This is a genomic window from Gemmata palustris, assembly GCF_017939745.1.
Lineage (GTDB): Bacteria > Planctomycetota > Planctomycetia > Gemmatales > Gemmataceae > Gemmata > Gemmata palustris.
Genome location: NZ_JAGKQQ010000001.1, coordinates 5,305,024 through 5,324,037 on the forward strand (window position 1 = coordinate 5,305,024; position 19,014 = coordinate 5,324,037).

10 protein-coding genes are annotated in these 19,014 nt (G+C 65.1%); 2 read left to right on the forward strand and 8 right to left on the reverse strand.

The window, feature by feature from the left end:
* Nucleotides 1–154: 154 nt before the first annotated feature.
* A complete protein-coding gene (locus J8F10_RS21750) occupies nucleotides 155–463 on the reverse strand; it encodes a hypothetical protein (RefSeq protein WP_210657370.1) in 309 nt (102 codons plus the stop codon).
* Between the two features lie 497 nt (nucleotides 464–960).
* Nucleotides 961–2,850 (reverse strand): molecular chaperone HtpG, encoded by a 1,890-nt coding sequence (gene htpG / locus J8F10_RS21755; RefSeq protein WP_210657372.1) that lies wholly within the window; start codon nucleotides 2,848–2,850, stop codon nucleotides 961–963.
* A gap of 389 nt (nucleotides 2,851–3,239) precedes the next feature.
* Between htpG and J8F10_RS21760 the strand changes: the two genes are divergently transcribed.
* Nucleotides 3,240–5,132: a thioredoxin-like domain-containing protein gene (locus J8F10_RS21760; RefSeq protein WP_210657374.1), complete on the forward strand. Its 1,893-nt coding sequence runs from the start codon at nucleotides 3,240–3,242 to the stop codon at nucleotides 5,130–5,132.
* A gap of 109 nt (nucleotides 5,133–5,241) precedes the next feature.
* Nucleotides 5,242–6,855, forward strand: coding sequence for an aldehyde dehydrogenase family protein (locus J8F10_RS21765; RefSeq protein WP_210657376.1), 1,614 nt, complete (start codon nucleotides 5,242–5,244; stop codon nucleotides 6,853–6,855).
* Nucleotides 6,856–6,905: 50 nt separating this feature from the next.
* Here J8F10_RS21765 and J8F10_RS21770 read toward each other — a convergent pair whose 3' ends face one another.
* The 6 genes from J8F10_RS21770 to J8F10_RS21795 all read right to left on the reverse strand — a co-directional run bounded on the left by J8F10_RS21770 (nucleotide 6,906) and on the right by J8F10_RS21795 (nucleotide 19,003).
* Nucleotides 6,906–8,252, reverse strand: a complete 1,347-nt coding sequence (locus J8F10_RS21770) for a DUF1501 domain-containing protein (RefSeq protein WP_210657378.1) — start codon at nucleotides 8,250–8,252, stop codon at nucleotides 6,906–6,908.
* 86 nt (nucleotides 8,253–8,338) lie between these two features.
* Nucleotides 8,339–10,732, reverse strand: a complete 2,394-nt coding sequence (locus tag J8F10_RS21775) for a DUF1549 and DUF1553 domain-containing protein (protein WP_210657379.1) — start codon at nucleotides 10,730–10,732, stop codon at nucleotides 8,339–8,341.
* Between the two features lie 208 nt (nucleotides 10,733–10,940).
* On the reverse strand, nucleotides 10,941–13,427 hold the full coding sequence (locus J8F10_RS21780) for a penicillin acylase family protein (protein WP_210657381.1): 2,487 nt from the start codon (nucleotides 13,425–13,427) through the stop codon (nucleotides 10,941–10,943).
* A gap of 63 nt (nucleotides 13,428–13,490) precedes the next feature.
* Nucleotides 13,491–14,081 carry a hypothetical protein gene (locus tag J8F10_RS21785; RefSeq protein ID WP_210657384.1) on the reverse strand — a complete coding sequence of 197 codons (591 nt, stop codon included), beginning with the start codon at nucleotides 14,079–14,081 and terminating at the stop codon, nucleotides 13,491–13,493.
* Nucleotides 14,082–14,293: 212 nt separating this feature from the next.
* The gene (locus J8F10_RS21790; protein WP_246523484.1) at nucleotides 14,294–16,024 is read right to left on the reverse strand and encodes a tetratricopeptide repeat protein; all 1,731 of its coding nucleotides are present in this window, start codon (nucleotides 16,022–16,024) and stop codon (nucleotides 14,294–14,296) included.
* 291 nt (nucleotides 16,025–16,315) lie between these two features.
* Entirely contained in the window at nucleotides 16,316–19,003 is a 2,688-nt protein-coding gene (locus tag J8F10_RS21795) for a DUF1549 and DUF1553 domain-containing protein (protein WP_210657385.1), read from the reverse strand.
* Nucleotides 19,004–19,014: the final 11 nt, after the last annotated feature.

Below are 19,014 nucleotides of genomic sequence, written 5' to 3' on the forward strand. Positions count from 1 at the left end.
CCGGTGAATGCCCCACTCAGGAAGCCAACCGCTCGCGGAGCGAGCGGACCACACTACCGTGAGGAGTCGGTCGGCGCATCGCACAACAAAAAAGTACGGGCCGCGAGTTGGTACTCGCGGCCCGTCGTGTTGTGAACTGTTTCAGGTTGGCAACTTAGCGCCAGCGGACCGCGAAGCACGAGTTGCCGAGCACGACCAGTTCGCGCTCCGAGTACCCCTGGCACTCGAGCACGTCGAGGAGTTCCTCCGCCTCGCTCAGCGCGCCGACGGTGGTGAGTTGCCAGTCGGTACGGGTGATCGATTCCGAGTGGCGGCCGGTGGCCAGCGTGTCGGCGGCCGGGTCCGAGAGGCCGACGACCGTGTTTTCGCCAGCGAGCACGGCTTCTTTGGACTTCGCGGTAAGAACGTACACGGCCGTGAGGCCGAACGAGATACCGGTGAGCGTTAGGAGGGTGAGCGTCATGTCCTTGCCCCGCAGTAGGTGCTGAACTCCGATGTAGCGGAACCGTAGAACAGGAAGTCCCCGAAATGCCCAAAAATGGGCCGAAAACTTGGGATCCTCGGGGCGTTCCGCGTCGGGCGAAAAATGTGAAGTTGGGCGCGAATCAACAGACGTGGGCGTCATTCTCAAATGTCACTCCGCACGCGAAAACGTCGGAGGGACGGGCATCCGGCCATGTGGCAATTGATCGGCGGGCGAAGCCGGCCTGATTCGCTTTCGTCCATTATATCACGGCCGCAATCAGACCGGGTAACGGACTCTTCAATTTGAAGGGTTGCGAAAACGGTGCCGAAAGTTCGCCCTGGCGCGATCCCGGAGTACAAGACGGCTCCGGGTATCGGTCGGACCGACCAAGTGTCCACTCAATACGGGTGCTCGACCTCGGAGCCGAACTGGTGGTTGAGCGAACATTCGGCCGGTGCCATGTTACGAACTCCGGGCAGCTACTGAAAAACAAATCAAGGCGCCCCAGATACTTGCGCGTCGCGCACGATCAGGTCATTCACCCGCTTCGCGAACGCCACCGGATCGGTCACTTTGGACCCCTCCGCGATCACCGCCTGTTCGTAGAGCAGGCGCGCGTACCCGTCCAGGCGCGGGTCGGCGGCGTCTTTCTCGTGTAACGCGCGGAGCGCTTCCAGGGTGGGGTGTTTGGGATTCAGTTCCAAAACGCGCTTCGGCGTTCCCGAATCGCGCCCCATGCGCTCCATCAGGCGCTCCATGTGAGCGGACACGCCGTGGGCCTCGGCCACGAGGCACGCCGCACTTTCCGTGAGTCGGTTGGTGAGCCGGACGTCGGCCACATCCGGCACCTTTTCCTTGAGCACTGTCAACAGCGCCGCGAACCGCTCCTTGTCGCCGGCCGGGACTTCGCCCACACCGGCGGCCTCTCCGCGGTCGGCGGCAACGAGCTTCTTGCCCTTGTATTCACCCAATTGCGGAATCGCGAACTCGTCGATCGGGTCCGTGAGCAGTAGCACGTCCTGCCCCTTCGCGCGGAACGCTTCGAGGTACGGCGAGTGGCGCAGCTGTTCGGCCGATTCGCCAATCAAATACGCAATTTCTGTCTGGTCCGTGGGCATCTTCTCGGCGTACTCGGCGAACGTGGTGAACTTGCCCGCCTCGGTGTTCGCGCTCTCGAACAGGAGCAGGTCCGCGATCTTCTCGCGGTTGCTCCAGTCGCGCGTGAGCCCTTCTTTCAGGACGGTGCCGAAGCTCTTGTAGAAATCGAGGTACTTGTCCGGCTCAATGTTCTTCGTGCCGGCCAGTGATTCGAGGACGTTCTTCACCACACTCTTCTGGATCACGTCGAGCAGCGGGTTCTGTTGGAGCAGCTCGCGCGAAACGTTGAGCGGCAGGTCGGCGGAATCGACCACGCCCTTCACGAACCGCAGGTAGACCGGGAGCACCTGTTCGCACCGGTCCATGATGAGCACGCGCTGCACGTACAACCGCAGGCCCGCGACCGGCTCCTCGTAGTCGAAGCCGAACGGCTTGCGCGCCGGAACGAAGCACAGCACTTTGAACTCGGTTTTGCCCTCGGCCGCGTAGTGAATCACGTCCGCCGGGGCTTCGGTGTCGTGTGCGAGCGACTTGTAAAACTCCTCGTACTCTTCGGGCTTCACCTCACTTTTACCGCGTAGCCAAATTGCTTTGCGCGAGTTGAGCGTCTCCTCGGTCGTCTCCTTCTTCCCCTCCTCGACCTCCTTCTCCACGTCCATCACGACGGGGTGTTCGAGGAAGTCGGAGAACTTCCGCACGAGCTGGCGGAGCCGCCAGGTATCGAGGTAGTCCTGGGTGTCGTCCTTGAGGTGCAGGACCACGTCGGTGCCGCGGGTGGGCTTTTCGCACGCTTCGAGCGTGTAGCTCCCCTGGCCGTCGGACTCCCACCGCGTGCCGTCTGCCGGGGAACCGGCCGCGCGCGTCACAACGGTCACCTTGTCGGCGACCATGAACGCGGAGTAGAAGCCGACCCCGAACTGACCGATGAGCCCCGGCGTTTCGCCGGTCTTGCCCGCGCGCTTCGCGGCTTCGAGGAACGCTTTCGTCCCCGACTGCGCAACGGTACCCAGGTTGTCGATCACGTCCTGGCGCGACATCCCGATGCCGTTATCGGAGAGGGTGAGCGTCTTGGCGGTCGCGTCCGGGGTGAGCTTGATCTTCCAGTCCGTGTTGCCCTCCAGTTTGTCCGCGTTGGCGAGCGCATCGAACCGCACCTTGTTGATCGCGTCGGAGGCGTTCGAGATGAGTTCGCGCAGGAAGATCTCGCGGTCCGAGTACAGCGAGTGCGTGATGAGGTGCAGGAGCTGCTTGAGTTCGGCTTTGAATTCGAGCGTTTCAGCGGACATATCGGAACCTCCAAAAGGCGAACGGCCGGTGCGAGCCGGCCGGTAAACGTTCCTGTTGTTGTACGCCGACCGGCTCGCACCGGCCGTTCATGGATTCCGTGCGGCACCGGTTCACACCCAAATGGCCGGTGATCCCGCCGCCGATGGTGCTCGCGGTTCACGGATTCTGTGCAGCACCGGCTGGCTCGCACCGGCCGTTCACCTGTTCGGGGGCGTGTGCCGGTCGCAAGCGATGCGGGTCGCGCACTTTCATACGGCTCGCGGACTTGCGTCTTTTTACCCATTCTTTTGGGCTCAAGTGTCAACCCGGCTACCGCAATCTGCCGAAACCAGTTGTGACGGATGCGCCGCGGGTCGCGCCGGGCGCGCCTTTTCCATAGGAGTCAAGGATGACGACTTCGCAGGTGACGGTGAAGACACTCGCCGCACTCACGTTGTTGGTCGGGTTCGGCACCACCGGCCGCGCGGACCCGGCGCCGGTGACGGTCGATTGGGCGCTCAAGCAGACCCCGCGGCAACCGGGCGTGAACGTGACCACGCCGCCCGCCGCTCAAGCGGCCCAGTGCCGGGTGGCGCCGATCCCCAGCGACAAGGGGGCCGGCAAGTCGATGGGCTCGATCGTGAACGGGCCGGACGGCAAACCGGTGCGCCAGTTCCTCAGCTACGACGACAAGACCTTCAACATCGTCGTCTACTTCGTGGACGGGGCCGAGGCCTATCGCGAAGTCTACCCGCCGGACCCGAAGGAGCCATTCCAGTTCCGCTGGCTCGGGCCGAACGGAACCAAGTGGGGCCTGGACCGCAACCGCGACGGGGTGATCGATGATTGGGTGGTGATCTCGCCCGAAGAAGCGAGTCAGGAACTCGCGCAGGCGGTCATCACCCGCGACCCGAAGCGGATCGAAGCACTGTTGGTAACGAAGGCGAATCTGACCACATTCGGGCTCCCGGCCGCGGACGCGGACAAGATCGTGGCCCGGACCGCCGGCGCCGCCAAGCGCGTGAGCGACACGGCCGCCGCGCTGAAACTGACCGATAAGGCGAAGTGGGTCCACGTCGAGTACGGCATCCCGAGCACGCGCCCGTCCGATTCGTTCGGCGGGCGCGAGGACTACACCGCGTACAAGAACGGCACCGTCCTGGTCGAAGACGGCGGGAAGGGGCAGGCGCTCCAGACCGGCGAACTGGTCCAGATCGGGAAAGCGTGGAAGCTCGTGGACGGCCCCTCGGCGGGCGCTGCACCGCAGGGCGGGAGCACGCCCGACGGTGCGGTCGTGCCGCCCGAAATCAAAGAGCTCGTCGAGAAGCTCAACGAACACGATCAGAAGTCGCCGAACCCGCCGACCGCTGCGGCGCTGCACGAGTTCAACGCGAAGCGCGTCGACCTCCTCGAGCAGATCAACGCACGGCTGCCCGAGGACAAGAAGGAAACGTGGGTCAAGATGCTGCTCGACAGCCTCGCAGCGGCGGCCGAGACCGACAAACCGGGGAACAAGCACCTCGCGCGCCTGGAGCAGTTCAAGAAGGCCTATTCGCCGGCGGGCGCGAACCCCGCGATCGCGCCTTACGCCGCGTACCGCCTCCTCTACGCCGAGAACAGCGTGGCAATGGCGACCATGAAGCCGGACGGGAGCGACCTCGGCCCGATCCAGGACAAGTGGCGCGCCTCGCTCGAAGAGTTCGTGAAAGCGTTCCCGCAGAGCGCGGACGCGCCCGAGGCGTACTGGCGCCTGGCGATGGCTTACGAGCACTCCGGCGCGAAGGACGCCGAGACGAAGGCCCGGGGCACCTACGAGACGCTCGCGAAGGACTACGCGAGCACCCCGCAGGGCGCGAAGGGGACCGGCGCGCTGAAGCGCCTCGATAGCGAGGGCAAGCCGCTCGAACTCACGGGCCAGGTGCTCGGGACGAACCAGACGTTCAACGCCGCCCAGCCCGGGAAGGTCGTGGTGGTTTACTACTGGGCGAGCTGGAGCCAGTCGCTCACCGACGACGCCAAGAAGCTCCAGGTGCTCGTGAAGGATTACGAGAAGAAGGGTTTGGCGGTGGTCACGGTCTGCTTGGACCAGGACGCGAAGCAGGCGGAGGAGGCGGCCAAGACCGCGGGCCTGCCCGGTACGCACCTCTTTGCGGAGGGTGGGCTGGACCGCAGCCCGCTGGCCGCGACCTACGGCATCCTGGCCCCGCCGTACATCTTCGTCGCGGGCAAGGACGGCAAGGTGGTCAAGCGCAACGGGTACATCAGCACGCTGGAAGAAGACCTCAAGAAGCTGATGCCGTAAGCAGTAACTTCTGACTGACCGGGGCGAGTAGGTTGGCGGACTTCAGCCTTTAGCGCTGGAGGGGCCGCCCCACTCGCCCCGGTCGTTTGTTGCGCTGTATTCTGTCGGCATGACACCCTTCACGACGGAACTGGCTCTGGCCCGACACTCCCAAGAGGCGTGGGCCAAACGCAGCGTGCGAGACCGATTGCGACACGTCCGCAACCTGCGAGCACTGCTCGTCGAGCGCCTGGACGAAATCCGCACTGCGATTCACGCCGATGTGGGCCGATCGGCCATCGAGATCGTCGGGAGCGAGATCCTCCCCTGTACCTCCGCGCTGAAGTTTCTGGAGAAGCGCGCGGCCCGGATTCTCGCACCGCGGCGCGTATCGGGATGGGATCGACCGGCGTGGTTGATGGGCAACCGCGACGCGGTGCATTACCGACCGTGGGGCGTGGTCGGCATCATCGGTACGTGGAACTACCCGGTCCACCTGAACGTCGGGCAGATCGCGCCGGCGCTCGTCGCGGGCAACGCGGTGTTGTGGAAACCGAGCGAGAACACGCCTCGGACGGCGAACGTGATTCACCAACTCTTCTGCGACGCGGGCTTCCCGTCGGACTTGCTGCAAACGCTACCCGCCACGCGCGAGGCGGGGCCGCAACTGGCCGAGGCCGACGTCGATCACATCGTCTTCACCGGTTCCGATGTGGTCGGGCGGAAGCTCGCGGCCCGGCTCGGCGAGCGGCTCGTCCCCTCCACGCTCGAACTTTCGGGCTGCGACGCGATGTTCGTGTTCGCGGACGCCGACATCGAACTGGCCGCGCGGGGCGCGTGGTTCGGCCTGACGCTCAACCGCGGACAGACGTGCGTTGCCGTGCGCCGGATCTTCGTCCAGCGCGCGAAGTACGAGTCGTTCGTATCAGCGCTCAAGCCGATGATCGATCGCGCGTCGCCGATGGGACTGGTGACGGAGCCGCAACACGCGCAGGCGGAGCGTCTGATTCAGGATGCGGTGAAGCGCGGGGCGAGGGCCGAATCTCCTCCCCCGTCCCCCCTCCCTGAAGGGAAGGGGGCAGAACAAACACAACCTACCCCCCCGTCCCCCCTCCCTGAAGGGAAGGGGGAGAAAGCACCGGCGCCCGCGAGTATCATGGCGCCAATATCAGAGGTTTCGCGCGTCGGCTCCCCCTTCCCTTCAGGGAGAGGGGACGGGGGGGTAGGTTCTTCACTTCCCCCCACGCTCCTCCTCAACACCCCCGCCGACGCTGCGATTTGTCGCGAAGCGTGCTTCGCACCGGTCGCGGCCGTGATTCCGTTCGACACGCCCGAAGAGGCGCTCATGCTGGCGAACCAATCGCCATTCGGTCTGTCCGCGTCCATCTTCTCGGCGGATGTTGTTGCAGCGCAAGAGTTCGCAGCGCGCGTGCCATCGGGGAGTGTCGTAATTAACGATGTGCTCGCACCGACGGCGCACCCGGGCACACCATTCGGTGGGCGCGGGGCGAGCGGATGGGGCGTCACGCAAGGCCCGGAAGGGTTACTCGCGATGACCGTCTCGCAAGTGGTGACGGTGCATAAGGGCACGTTCCGCCCGCACTTCGACGACGCGGTGAACCCCGACCCTGCGACCATCGACATCCTTCACGGGCTCATCCGGCTGACGCACGCACGCGGGCTCCGGGCGCGGCTCGGTGGCTTCTGGCAAATGGTGAAAGGCGTGCGGAAGAAACGAAAATGAAACGAGGGAGCAATTGTCCCCTCGTTTCGTTAATGGGTTGCACTGTCCATTTACGCGAGGATCTTCTCGATCACCTTGCCCTCGCGGAAAAGCTGGACGGGGCGCCCGGTCGGGGTCTGGATCTCCGTGTTCGGCGCGATGCCGAGGTTGTGGAAGATCGTCCCCGCAACGTCGTCTGGCGTGACCGGTTCCGTTGCGGGGGCCATGCCGCTCGCGTCGGTGCTGCCGTGAACGTATCCGCGTTTGAAGCCGCCGCCGGCCAGCACGCACGCCATCGACCGCGCCCAGTGGTCGCGCCCGCTGTTCTTGTTGACCTTCGGCGTGCGCCCGAACTCGCCCGCGCACATCACGATCGTACTGTCCAGCAGTCCGCGGTCGTCCAGGTCTTTGATGAGCGCCGCGAGCACCATATCAGTCGTCGGGGCGAGCCGCGTCTTGTGGGCGTTGAACGTCTGGCTGTGGGTGTCCCAGCCACCGAAGCTCACGGTGGAGAACCGGACCCCGGCTTCCACGAGGCGCCGGGCCGCGAGTGCCCCCTGGCCGAACGGCGTGGTGCCGTACATCTCGCGCGTCGCCGGCTTCTCCGCGCTCAGGTCCAGTGCCTTGCGCGTCTTGTCGCTCTTGAGGATTTCGAGCGCCTGTTGGTGGAAGGTATCGAGGCCGTCCACGAGGTCGTTCGACTGATCGAGGCCGGCCAACCCCGTGTCGAGTTTGCGGAGCAGCGAGTCGCGCTTTTCCAGGTCTTCGAGTGTGAAGGTGCCCTTGAGGGTCAATCCGCGAACGCTGAATCCCCCGGCATTCTTCCCGCCTCCGCCGTTGCCCTCAATGATGAACGGGTTGTAACCCGTGCCGAGGTACCCGGCTTGTCCGGCCGACCCGTTGCGGATGTCGCCGAAGGTAACGTAGGGCGGCACGCCGACTTCCGTCTTCATGAGTTTCGACGCGACCGAGCCGAGCGCCGGGTACTGGAGCGCCGCGGTCGGCTTGTTCCCGGTGGTCATGAACACGGCGGCCGGGCCGTGGCTCGGGATCGTGTGGTACAGCGAGCGGACGATGGTGAGTTTGTCGCTCACTTGCGCCATCTTCGGGAAGGTCTCGGCGACCTGCACCCCCGTCACATTCGTATCGACCGACTTGAACTCACCGCGGATGCCCTCGGGGGCGTCCGGCTTGTTGTCCCACATGTCGATGGTGGCCGGACCGCCCGCGAGCCACAGCAGGATGACGCTCTTGGCTTTCGGCTGACCGCTCCCGCGCTCCTTGCTGTTCGCGGCTTTCGCCTTCGCTTCGGAAGCGAGAAGGCCCGGCAGCGTGAGACCGAGGATACCCGCCGACCCGATGGTCAGCACGTCCCGGCGGTGGAAGCCTTCGCAGTCGGTTCGGCGCGTCGCGGACATGGCAGCGGTCTCCGAAAGGGTAGGGGATAAGGGTGGGTGGTTTGGGGCGTCGCTCGCCCGGAGAACCCGGGCGCACGACATCGGCATCAGTGATTCAGAATGAACTCGCGCGTGTTCACGAGTGCCCACATGAGGTCCGTGACGCCCGCCGCGCGGTTCTTGGCATCCTTCAGGTGCTGCACCGCGTCGGCTTTCTCGGTCGCTTTGGGAAGGCGCGAGAGCGTCGCGAGGAACAGTTCCTCGGCCAGTTCTTCGTTCGTGAGTTTGCTCTTGGCGAGGGCCGTTACTCGGCCTTCGGCAGCCGCAAATTTTGCGAGTACCACCGTGTCGGTCATGCGGAACAGCGTTTGGGGCAGTGCGGGTTCCGTTGCGCGCTCGCAATCGCAGGCGGTCGTGCGCGGCGGGCGCCCGAAGATCCGCAGCGCGTAAGCCACGCTCCCGTTCAGCCGGCTCGAACCGAGTTCGACCATCTTCGTGCCGAGCGGGGCTTCTTCCTGACCTGTAAATTTCTCTTCCACACCCATCGCGGCGTTGAGCACGTCCACCACTTGCTCGGCCATGAGCGGGCGGATGAAGGCGTGCGAGAAGTTGTTCTTGTCGAACTTGTTGCTCTCGTTGGTGGCGTAGCTCAGTTGGTACGTCCGGCTCAGCAGGACCGTGCGTTCCAGTTTGCGAATGTCGAACTTGCTCTCGATGAAGTCCTTGGTGAGTGCGTCGAGGAGCCGCGCGTTGATCGGTGGGTTCGCGAGCGAGAAGTCGTCCACGGGGTTCACGAGCCCGACGCCGAAGTAGTGCGCCCACACGCGGTTCACAAAACTCTTCGCGAAGAACGGGTTCTCAGGAGCAGTGAGCCAGTCGGCGAGTTTCACGCGGGCGTCCTCGCCTGGTTTCACACTGAGGACCGCGCCGCCGAGAACTTTGGGCGCGGGGGGCTTGTTGGTTGCGGGGTTCGGCTTCGCGCGCCCGGGGCCGCCGCCGAACATTTCGCGCACGAGCAGGATCTGGTTGTTGTTTCCCTTCGGGGCCGCGTCGCGCCGGGCGGCGTTCTCCGCATCAACCAGCTTCTTCAAATCAGGATTGCTGAACTGGTTGTTTTGGAACGTGACCTGGGCGAACACGTTGGCGAACGCCCAGTATTCGTCTTGCGTCCAGCGGTCGGTGGGGTGCTTGTGGCACTGGGCGCATTCGAGCCGCACACCGAGGAACGCCGCGGCCACCTTTTCGCCCCATTGCTCCGCGGGGACAGCTTGCTGCCGGCGCCAGAACAGGTCGAGCGTCTTCTTGTCGGGGTAGTCGGTCTTAAACCCCTTCGCGGACTGCTCATCGACCTTTTTGACGAACGCGATCCATGCGTCCGGGGCTTGCCCGTCCCGGCTGTTGGCCGTGAGGATGTCGCGCACGATCTGGTCGTAGGGCGCGTTCTCGGCGACGCGCTTGCGGAGCCAGTCGTGCCACATCTGCGACCGCTTCGGCTGGGTCTGCTGAGGAACTTCGAGCGCCTGGGTGTTGTTACCGGTGACGTCCGAGAGCTTCGTCGCCCACACCGCCGCGTGGAGCGGATCGGCGAGCACCTTGTCGATCATCTTCGCGCGCTTCTGCGGGTCTTTGTCCGCGACGAAGGCCCGGATCACGTCGGGGGGCGGGAGCTGCGCGAGGGCGTCAATGTAGAGCCGGCGGAGGAACGTTTCGTCCGAAGCGAGGCCCGACGGAACCACGTTCATCATCTTGAGCTTGGCGAACACTTCCGTGTCAACGAAGTTCACTTCGGGCACGCTGGGGTACGCCTCGGTGCGCGCCGGCGACGGAACGAGTACGCGGATCGCCTTCACGCTTCCGCGGTACAGCACTGTGAGACCCGCATCACCGGGTTGACGGGGGGTGAGCAACCCAAAGGGCGAGACGGCGGCGATGGCGTCGTCGGTGATTTTGAAGTCGCAGAACGGTGTGATGTCTTCCCGGGAGCCATCGACGAAGGTAGCGGTGACCGTCAGTTGTTTGGTCTTCGCGTCCGCGAGCAGCGCGAAATCGGCCGGCGCGACCGTGATTTCTTTGATTTCTCCGCTCCCGCGTTCCCACTTGGCTCCCGCGCGAATCCACTCGCGGAACACATTGTACACCCAACTGTCTTTGCCGAACCGCATTCCGCCATCGTGTTGCGTCTGCCCGGTTGCTTTCAACAACAGCAGGCTCTCGTCCGGGCGTACCACATTGACGCGGCGCCCGAGATTGTCGCGCGTGAGGTTCGCGAAGTCCGCCGAAGGTTCGTAGCCGAACAGCGAGAGCCGGAACCCGTTCTTGCCCTGGAACGAGCCGTGGCACCCCCCCGCGTTGCAGCCGGCCTTCGAGACGAGGCCCATGATGTGCCGCTCGAAGTCGACGTTCTTGACTTTGCCGCCCGTGGGCAGGTCAACATCGGCGCGGCTCACACCGGTCGCGGTGAAACAAGCGGCGAGGGCGTAGACGAAGCGGCGAGAGAACATGACAGCGTCTCGGCGGGGATCGTCCGGAACGGGGCGAAAAACGGTTGGCGAGCGGTTGGTGTGGAGTCGTTCTGCGGCGCGTTGTGTGGCGCCGCGAACTCTTCTGAAATGGAAACCCGCGGAACGGTGCGGCAGACACCGCGGGCGATTTTTTCTCGCGAATTGTGTCTCGATCGGAAGGCGAGTTCTGGTAATCGCTTACGGCCCGTTATTGCGGGAGCAGCCGTAGCGTATCGACCGCGGCGCGGATCACATCGGCCTGTTCCCAGGCCAGCGTGAATGATTCTCCCTGGAGCCACAGCGAGAGTTGGTCCGCGTGGTGCGGCGAGAGCGGGTTACCCGACTGCCCGCCGCACAGCACGAAGGTGCTCTTCGGCAAGTCGGCGAGATCGAATGCGGTTCGCAGGTTCGCCATGTTGTGCGTGAACGCGGTTGGTTCGGCGGGGCGAGCGCCGGCCTGACTCACCGTGTTGCCGTCGCCGCCCCACGGGAACGGTCCGCGGTTAAACGCCGGTCCGAGCCACCGGTGCTTGCCGAAAAGCGGGTGCTCCAACAGGAGGCGCCGGAGGTGGCCCCACGCCCAGAACTTCGCGCTCGGTCCCGCTTCGCGGCGCAACCGGCGCACGACCCCGGCGAGCACTGCCTCCATTTCTTTGGCCCACGACGCGAACCAGCCCGAGGGCTGTTCTCGCAGGAGCCTTGTGAGGTGCGAAACGCGCCGATCGGAGAACAGGTTGTACGGTAGGATTCCCAGCGCGCCTTCGCCGAGCGCGACGTCCCAACTGTTCGGCGCCTTCGCTTTCGCCACGCGAACGCACATCTCCGCGACGAACAACTCGAACACCGCAGCCGCCGGCGATTCGGTATCGACTTGCCCGTCCCACTCGCGCAGGAGGTTCAGCCCGTCTCGGGCGTATTCGTCGGTCGGGGTGAGTGCCAGGACTGCTTCCTTCACTTCGACCCACGGGAGCGATTTCACGTCCAACTGAATCGCCGCGCACTCGGCGAGCGTCCAGCCGGTGTCGCGTGCGGCGAGCAACTCCCGGATGCGCTGCGCGCGGTACGGGTCGATGAAGTCGTGCCCGAGTTGGTCGGCAGAGCCTCCCCCCCCAGCCCCCCTCCCTGAAGGGAAGGGGGAACAGGTACGCGAGCCCGCGGTGCCTGAGACAACGTTTGCCAACAGTTCTTTCTCCCCCTTCCCTTCAGGGAGGGGGGCTAGGGGGGTAGGTTGCCTTTGATCCTCTCCCCACGTCGGTGGGTCGTTGGCGGTGGCCAAGTAGCCGCACTCCGGGTTCACCCGGAACGGCATGTCGTCGAACGGGACGGTGCCGGTCCACCCCGAGTCGGGAACGTCGGCCGGTTGAGGCAGTAACCCGTTACCTCCGCGTCGCGTGGGGATTTCACCCACGAGTTGCCAGCCGATGGCGCCTTCGGCGTCCGCATAAAGCAGATTCAGCGGGAGCGCCGGCCACGCGGCGAACGGGCGGCGGAATTCATCGAAGGAACGGGCAGTCGGTGCGTGGAGGAAGCCGATGAGCGGTCGCGGTTCGAGCCAGGTTGCTGCGAGCGAGAGGGCGAGCTTTACGCCCGGGATGATCGGCGTGAGGATCGGCCCACGCGGGGTGACGAGCACGTCTTCAACGACGTCCGCCGCGCCCTTAACGCGAATGACGTCCTTCACCACGTCGCACGCGACGAAGGTACCGTCGGCCTGGCGCACGGAGCGCCCGTCGGGGCCGAGCGTTTCGAGGAAGAGGTCGCTGTTGTCGGTGAGGCCCGCCGTCACGCCCCACGCCGCGAACCCGTTGTGCCCGATCGCGAACCCGGGTGTGCCGGCGAGCGTTGCACCCGCGGCTTCCCACTGAGGTGTGCGAACGTGCGCGAGGTACCACGGCGCGGGGCACGTCGGTGCGAGGTGCGGGTCGCTCGCGAGCAGCGGCTTACCGGACGCCGTTCGCGCGCCCGAAATGGCCCAGTTGTTCGACCCGCCACCGCGCGGGAGGTAGGTTTGGAGGGCGCTGAGATCGGCCGCGAGTTTGTCGAACACGGGCGCGAGTGATCCGGCACCGGTGGCAGTCGGCTCGGCCGGTCCCTTTTTCTCTTCTCCCAGCGCAGTCGGGTCGAGGGCGCGCATCGCGTCCGGGCCGTCCGCGAGCAGAATGCGCAGGCGCGCGAGTTCGACGTCCCAGTTGGATGGCAGGAGGAACGATTGCAGTTTAAGGAGACCGAGCACGTCGGCCGCATCCCAGGCACTCGGGGTGCCGCCGACAATGGCGAACTCGTGCGGCTTCTGTGGTAGTCCCGCTGTCGCGCCCGCGTTCACCCCTCCGGCGAACGCCTCGAACGCGGCCCGCGCATCGGGGGTGAGCGCTTTGAGTTGTGCTTCAGCGGCGCGGCGGAACCCGATGTGCCGGCTCATGCGGTCCGCGGGCAGTGCGACCGCGCCGACCCACTCGGCCATCGTTCCGCGCACGAGGCGCAGCATCACTTCCAGTTGCCCGGCGCGGTCCTGCCCCTGACAGAACCCGAGCGCGAAGTGTGCGTCCGTGTCGGTTTCCGCATCAATGTGCGGAACGCCCCATTTGTCGCGCCGGATCGTGACGGGCGCGGAAACCCCTCGCACCCGGAGTTCGCCGGAAGTAACGGGCAGTCGGCGCCCGAGCGCGAGTCGGAGTAGCAGGCGGGAAAAGCTCATCGAGACAAGATATGACGAAAAAGCGAGCGGGGACCAACTCCCCGCTCGGTTGCGTTCCGGTCATTACGGCTGGGGAACCGGCGCGGTGCGCTCAGCTTGCTTGCCCTCGAACAGAGGGGGCATTGCCTTCAGCACGGATTCGATCGCCTTGTCATCGAGTTCGCCCTCACGGAAGGCGAAATTGGCGACGACCTTCTGCTTTACGAAGAGCAGTACTGTGACGTCGGCGTCCTTGTGGAGCTTGTACGACGGCGGACCGTCTTCGTCCTCGTACACGCCGACGGGGGCGCTCTTCACGCCCTGCTTCTGTGCCCACTTCGCGAGCGTATCGAGATCGGCCTTGTCCGCGAGGAGCGTCATCCACACTTTGCAGCCGCTGTCTTTCTTCCCGAGCGCCTCGGAATCGAGCTTCGCAATTAACTTGCCCAGCGGGTCGCTCGTCGTGCGGGCAAACACAACGACCGCGGGCTTGTTACCCTCGTGCTGCTCGCAGATGTAACACGTCTGCTGGCCGCGCTGCGGCCCGGTCGCGACGAGGAAGCTGTACGGACCCGGGCGCTTGCCGACCGGCGTGCCCGATACGCACGGGTCGGCGGCCCGGAGCGGGAGTGCGAGCGCGCATGTCAGTGAAAGGCAAAGGAGTAGTCGCGTCATCGTGAGTTGTTATTGAGTGTGTTGGGTTCGTTGTTCGGGTGCGGTGTGGAGAGCGTGCAGGGCCGTTTGGCTCGCGGTTGTGTAACTACACCCGCTCGTTAACACTCGCGGTTCGCCTGGAGCGTTCTGGGCGAACCGCGAGTGCTAACGAGCGGGTGGGCACCCCGTGCCTGCCTGCTTCCACATTAAACGGCCCTGGCGAGGTTCGTACCTCATTCCCCGGCAGCGGTCGCGGTGGACCGGGAGAGCTTGGTGGCGCGCCGGGCCATGTCGTTCTGGAGCGCGGTGAAGTCCCGCGAATCGGCCTTCGCCCACACGCGGTGCGCGATCTTCAGGTACCGGGCGGCTTCCTCGCTGCGCCCCAAGCGGTCGCACAGCGCCCACAAGCCCAGCGCGCCGCGGACGCTGCCGGCGTCGTGGGCGAGCGCTTCCTGGAAGGCTTCTTCCGCGTCCGTTGCGCTCCCGGCTTCCAGCGCGCCGATGCCCCACGATTCCATGTACACCGCGCCGTTTCCCCAGGAGTGGTGCCCGAACTCGTTCTTGGTCGCGTCCACGATCTTCTTGAGCAGTTTCAACCCGGCCTCGCCGTCACCCTTCTGGCACAGGTGCCGGCCCTGGACCTCCCACAACCGGCGCTCGAGTTGCTTGTCGAACTTCTTCGACTGCGAAAGTTGGCGCAGGGTATCGACCTCGCGTCCGGCCTGTTCGGTGTCGAACTTTTCAAGCGAAACAAGTGCGGCATAGTACGCCCCCGACGACTTGTCCGAGCGCCGGAATTGCTCCACCAGTCGTTGCGCCTCGTCCCAATCGTGTTGGCCCATCGCCATGCGCAACCAGTCGGTGCGGAAGGTGTACTTGTAGCTTTCCGCGAGGGTGCGGTGCGCCCGCGCTTCGGCGAAGCGGCCGTCGTGGATGAGGCTCCGCGAGAAGATGTCCATGTGGTGATTGAACTGGTGGTCCTCGCTGGGCTTAACGTCCTGGAGCTTGTGGTACGCGACCTGAAGTTCGACCGCTTTCGCGGACCAGTCCGTCGTTTCGCCCCACTTCCCGATCCGCGTGCCGAGGTGCGCCTGCATGTGGTGCGCGTGCGGGATACCGGGCGACGACTTGATGTAGTTCTCCGCATACGGCCACCCGAGCGCCGGGCGCTGGACGTTCTCGTAGAAGTGGACGAACTCGTGGTTGGCCCCGGGGTGCAGCGGGTTCACCCGGAGGAGCGCTTTGTAGAACACCGCGGTCGCGTTCGGACCGTCCGCGCCCGCGAGTTGGGCGCGCCAGAACCAGCCCTCCTCGTCGTCCTCGTGGAGCATCAGCAGTTCGTCGAGCGACTGCGCGGCCTTCTTCCGGCGCTCGTCCGGGCCGACGTTGGGCCACATCCCCTTTTCCTGCAACCGCGACTGGACCAGCAGGCGCTCGCGCGGGCTGGCCTTCGGCATCAGCCGGCGGGCGGTATCGAGCGAGTAGTCGATCGCGTTCTTGCCCACGCGGTCCGGCAACTTGCCGTACACCAGTCCGCCGAGCAGTCCCACATAGGGGGCAACGGGCGGGGTGACTCCGGGCTTGCCCCACTTCTCCAGCGAGCGCGACAGCATCAGCCACGCATAGGCACAATCGGGGTCGTGTTGGAGCGCCGTTTCAAACGCACGGGCCGCTTCCATCCAGACGTAGGAGTAGTACATCCCCAACCCCTGATCCACGAACGCTTGGCACTGCGGGTTCGTGGTGCCCACGGGGTACTTGTAGACGCACGCATCGAACATCGGCTTCGCGGGTGCGAGTCCGGTCAGCGGCATCTTCGGGGTGGACTCGCCCGCGGCCGGTGCCTTCGCACGCGGGGGCGGCGCGAGTGCGGCCCCCACGCCTTCGCGCGGGGCAGACGAGGCCGTTTGTGGTACGAGGAACAGCGCGGTGGCGAGCAGCAAACAACCGAACGAGCGCATCATGGCAGGTTCGCTCAAGAGGCAGGAGGGCCGATCGTAGCAAAGTTTACCAGTCCGGTGAACATGGCGAAAGGGGCGAGTGCGGATTCTCATCGGCGGTGGGCGAAAGATGAGAGCGGACAGTCCCAAGATAGCTGAGCAGAATGGCCACAAAAAAGCACAAAGGGCACAAAAAAAGCAAAGAGTGGAGAGCAGAGGACCGAAGACGAATACCGATTCTGTCCTCTGTCTCCTGATCGGTCTTCTTTTGTGCCCTTTGTGCTTTTTTGTGGCCATTCCGCTCAGCTACGCACATCAATCCGCAAAGAGGAATTCGTTGGTGTTGAACAGCACGCGACAGAGGTTCGCGAGGCCGTGCTTATCGGCGTAGGCGGTGAACAGCTTCCCCTCCTCGGCCGACGGCGGCCGGCCCCACACCAACCGGCATCCGAACTCGATCTGCTTCGCGCGCTCCGCGGAGTGCTTTTCCAGCCGCGCGGCCATCGCCCGTGCGTGAACGAGCACGAACTCGTTGTTCAACAATGCGAGGGCTTGCGGCGCGGTGACGGACTCGCTCCGTTTCGGCGTGAGCGCGGACGCATCGGCACCGTCCAGACACTCGACAAGCGGGTCGGGCAGTGTGCGGAACACGAACCGGTACACGCTGCGCCGGTGCCCTTCCTTCTTCTCCCAATCGAACTTGTTGTAATCCACCACCGGCGTCACGTGGATGCCGGGCTTCATGTCGAACTGCTGGTCCGACGGTCCGCCGGCCGTGCGGTCGAGTCGGCCGCTGATGGCGAGCACCGCGTCGCGGACTTGCTCCGCGTCCAGGCGCGCGCGGTTCTGGCGCCAGAGGAGTTTGTTGTCTTCGTCCGCCTTCAGGCCCTCGGCACGCGACAGTGACGCCTGCTTGTAAACCGCGCTCGTAACGATGAGCCAGTGCAGGTGCTTGAGCGAACCGCCTCCGGCCTTGCGGTCGGGGCTCGCCAGTTCGGACGCGAGGAAATCGAGCAGTTCCGGGTGTGTGGGCTTCTGCCCCATTCGGCCGAAGTCGTTCGGCGTTGCGGCTAGCCCGGTACCGAAGTGCCACTGCCACACGCGGTTCGCCATCACGCGCCAAGTGAGCGGGTTATTCGTGTCGGTTAGCCACTTCGCGAGTGCTGCGCGGCGGTCGCCTTCGGTGTGGTTTTTGAGCAGATCGAATTCGCCCGGTAACTTCGGTACGAGCGACAACGCGCCCGGCTCGACTTCCTCGCCCGGTTTACGAATATCGCCGCGCTTGAGCATCCGCACTTCGCGCGGAGCGGGTGTGGGTCGGTGGCTGCCATCCGCCGTGAAGTTCGGCGCGGCGGCATAGACCATCGCGGGCGCGGGCAGCGCTGTGAGTTCGGCACTCGCTTGTTCTTTGAGCACATGCAGCGCCAGTTCTCTCACCTGCGCTTCCGTGCGATTGGCCGGCGCGGTCGCGAGTATGGCCTGAAGGTTGGTCGGCAGTGCGGTCGCTTTCACGGGCGGAGGGGCATCTGTGATCGAGAGCCGGAACCGGCCGATCAGGTGCCCACCGCCGTGGATTTGTTCGAGCGCAAAGGTCAGCTCCGTTTCGCCTTCGGCGGTAACAGGTTCTGCCAACTCGAACACGGCCTCGTGTGATTTGCCGACTTGTGGATAAATGCCCCACGCGGTGCCCCGGTTGCCGTCGATGGCGTGCGCTGCGGTCCAGCCGGATTGGTCGAAGTCCGCGGTCGCATTGCGGACCTTCAGCGCCTTCGGCTTCGTCCCGTCGGACGCGGTGACCTTGAACTCGCTGAGGTGCAAGTTGCCGTTGTCACACCGACCCGGCCCGCGCATCGGTAGTGCGTCGTCCGTGAGTAGTTCCAGCCGCACGGCCGTAACGCGCCGGGCCTTCACGCGCGTGGTGAGCGTGTACGTGTCGCGTTCCGGGCGCGTGCCTTCAGCCCGAATCGAATCGTCGCCGCGCATGACGAGCTTCGATCCCGCGTCCGAAGTGATCTTGGTGAAATCGGGGACCGTCCACGTCACACTTGCCCCAGCGTTCTTCTGCTCCCATCCCGTGACTGCTTTTTTCACTCGCACAGACGTAAGGTCCAGCCCCGGGGCGTTCTTCGCGGTGGCCGCGAGCAGCGCCTGGAGTTCGTTTCGTTTCTTGGCGGTGGCCGGGTTCGACTCGAACGCGACTTCTCCGCGCCCCACTCCCGCGAACACGGCCTGGAGCCGGTAATACTCTTCCTGCGTGATCGGATCGAACTTGTGGTCGTGGCACCGGGCGCACTGGACCGTCAGCCCCGAGAACGTGTTAAACACCGTGGTAACGATGTCGTCGCGGTCGAGGTACCGGCCGGCTTCGCGGTCGATACTGTCCTCGCGGATATCGCGCAACGAACTCTCGTCCCACGGCCCGGCGGCGAGGAACCCGAGCGCCGGGATCAGCTTCGGCTCGTTGGGGAACAACACGTCCGCCGCGACCTGTTCCTTCACGAAGCGCGAGTAGGGCGTGTCCGCGTTGAACGCATGAATGAGGTAGTCGCGGTAGCGCCAGGCGTTCGGGCGCACGCGGTCCTGGTCGTGTCCGTGTGTCTCGGCGAAGTGAACCGCGTCCATCCACAACCGCGCGAAGCGCTCGCCGTAAGCGGGGGACGCGAGCAGCCGGTCCACGAGTTTTTCGTAAGCGTTCACGTCCTTATCGTTGACGAACGCTTCGACCTCCTCCGGCGCGGGCGGGAGCCCGGTCAGGCCGAACGTGACGCGCCGGATCAGCGTGCGCCGGTCCGCTTCGGGCGCCAGTGAGAGCCCTTTATCTTTGAGTTTCGCGAGAACGAAACGGTCGATGGGGTTCGTGGGCGGAGTTTTTGTGTTTGGCGCTTCCGGGGTAGTGGGCCGGTTCAAAGGTTGGAACGCCCACCACACGTTCCCCGGCTCCGCGCCGAACGCGACGGCAGAGAGAGCAAGCAGCGCGGCAGTGGAGAGCAGCCGGGTCCGCATCGCGACACTCC

What these genes read in the sequence shown, in the direction of transcription:
- J8F10_RS21750 (WP_210657370.1), bottom strand. Translation starts at nt 463, where the DNA reads ATGACGCTCACCCTCCTAACGCTCACCGGTATCTCGTTCGGCCTCACG.
- htpG (WP_210657372.1), bottom strand. Translation starts at nt 2,850, where the DNA reads ATGTCCGCTGAAACGCTCGAATTCAAAGCCGAACTCAAGCAGCTCCTG.
- J8F10_RS21760 (WP_210657374.1), top strand. Translation starts at nt 3,240, where the DNA reads ATGACGACTTCGCAGGTGACGGTGAAGACACTCGCCGCACTCACGTTG.
- J8F10_RS21765 (WP_210657376.1), top strand. Translation starts at nt 5,242, where the DNA reads ATGACACCCTTCACGACGGAACTGGCTCTGGCCCGACACTCCCAAGAG.
- J8F10_RS21770 (WP_210657378.1), bottom strand. Translation starts at nt 8,252, where the DNA reads ATGTCCGCGACGCGCCGAACCGACTGCGAAGGCTTCCACCGCCGGGAC.
- J8F10_RS21775 (WP_210657379.1), bottom strand. Translation starts at nt 10,732, where the DNA reads ATGTTCTCTCGCCGCTTCGTCTACGCCCTCGCCGCTTGTTTCACCGCG.
- J8F10_RS21780 (WP_210657381.1), bottom strand. Translation starts at nt 13,427, where the DNA reads ATGAGCTTTTCCCGCCTGCTACTCCGACTCGCGCTCGGGCGCCGACTG.
- J8F10_RS21785 (WP_210657384.1), bottom strand. Translation starts at nt 14,081, where the DNA reads ATGACGCGACTACTCCTTTGCCTTTCACTGACATGCGCGCTCGCACTC.
- J8F10_RS21790 (WP_246523484.1), bottom strand. Translation starts at nt 16,024, where the DNA reads ATGATGCGCTCGTTCGGTTGTTTGCTGCTCGCCACCGCGCTGTTCCTC.
- J8F10_RS21795 (WP_210657385.1), bottom strand. Translation starts at nt 19,003, where the DNA reads ATGCGGACCCGGCTGCTCTCCACTGCCGCGCTGCTTGCTCTCTCTGCC.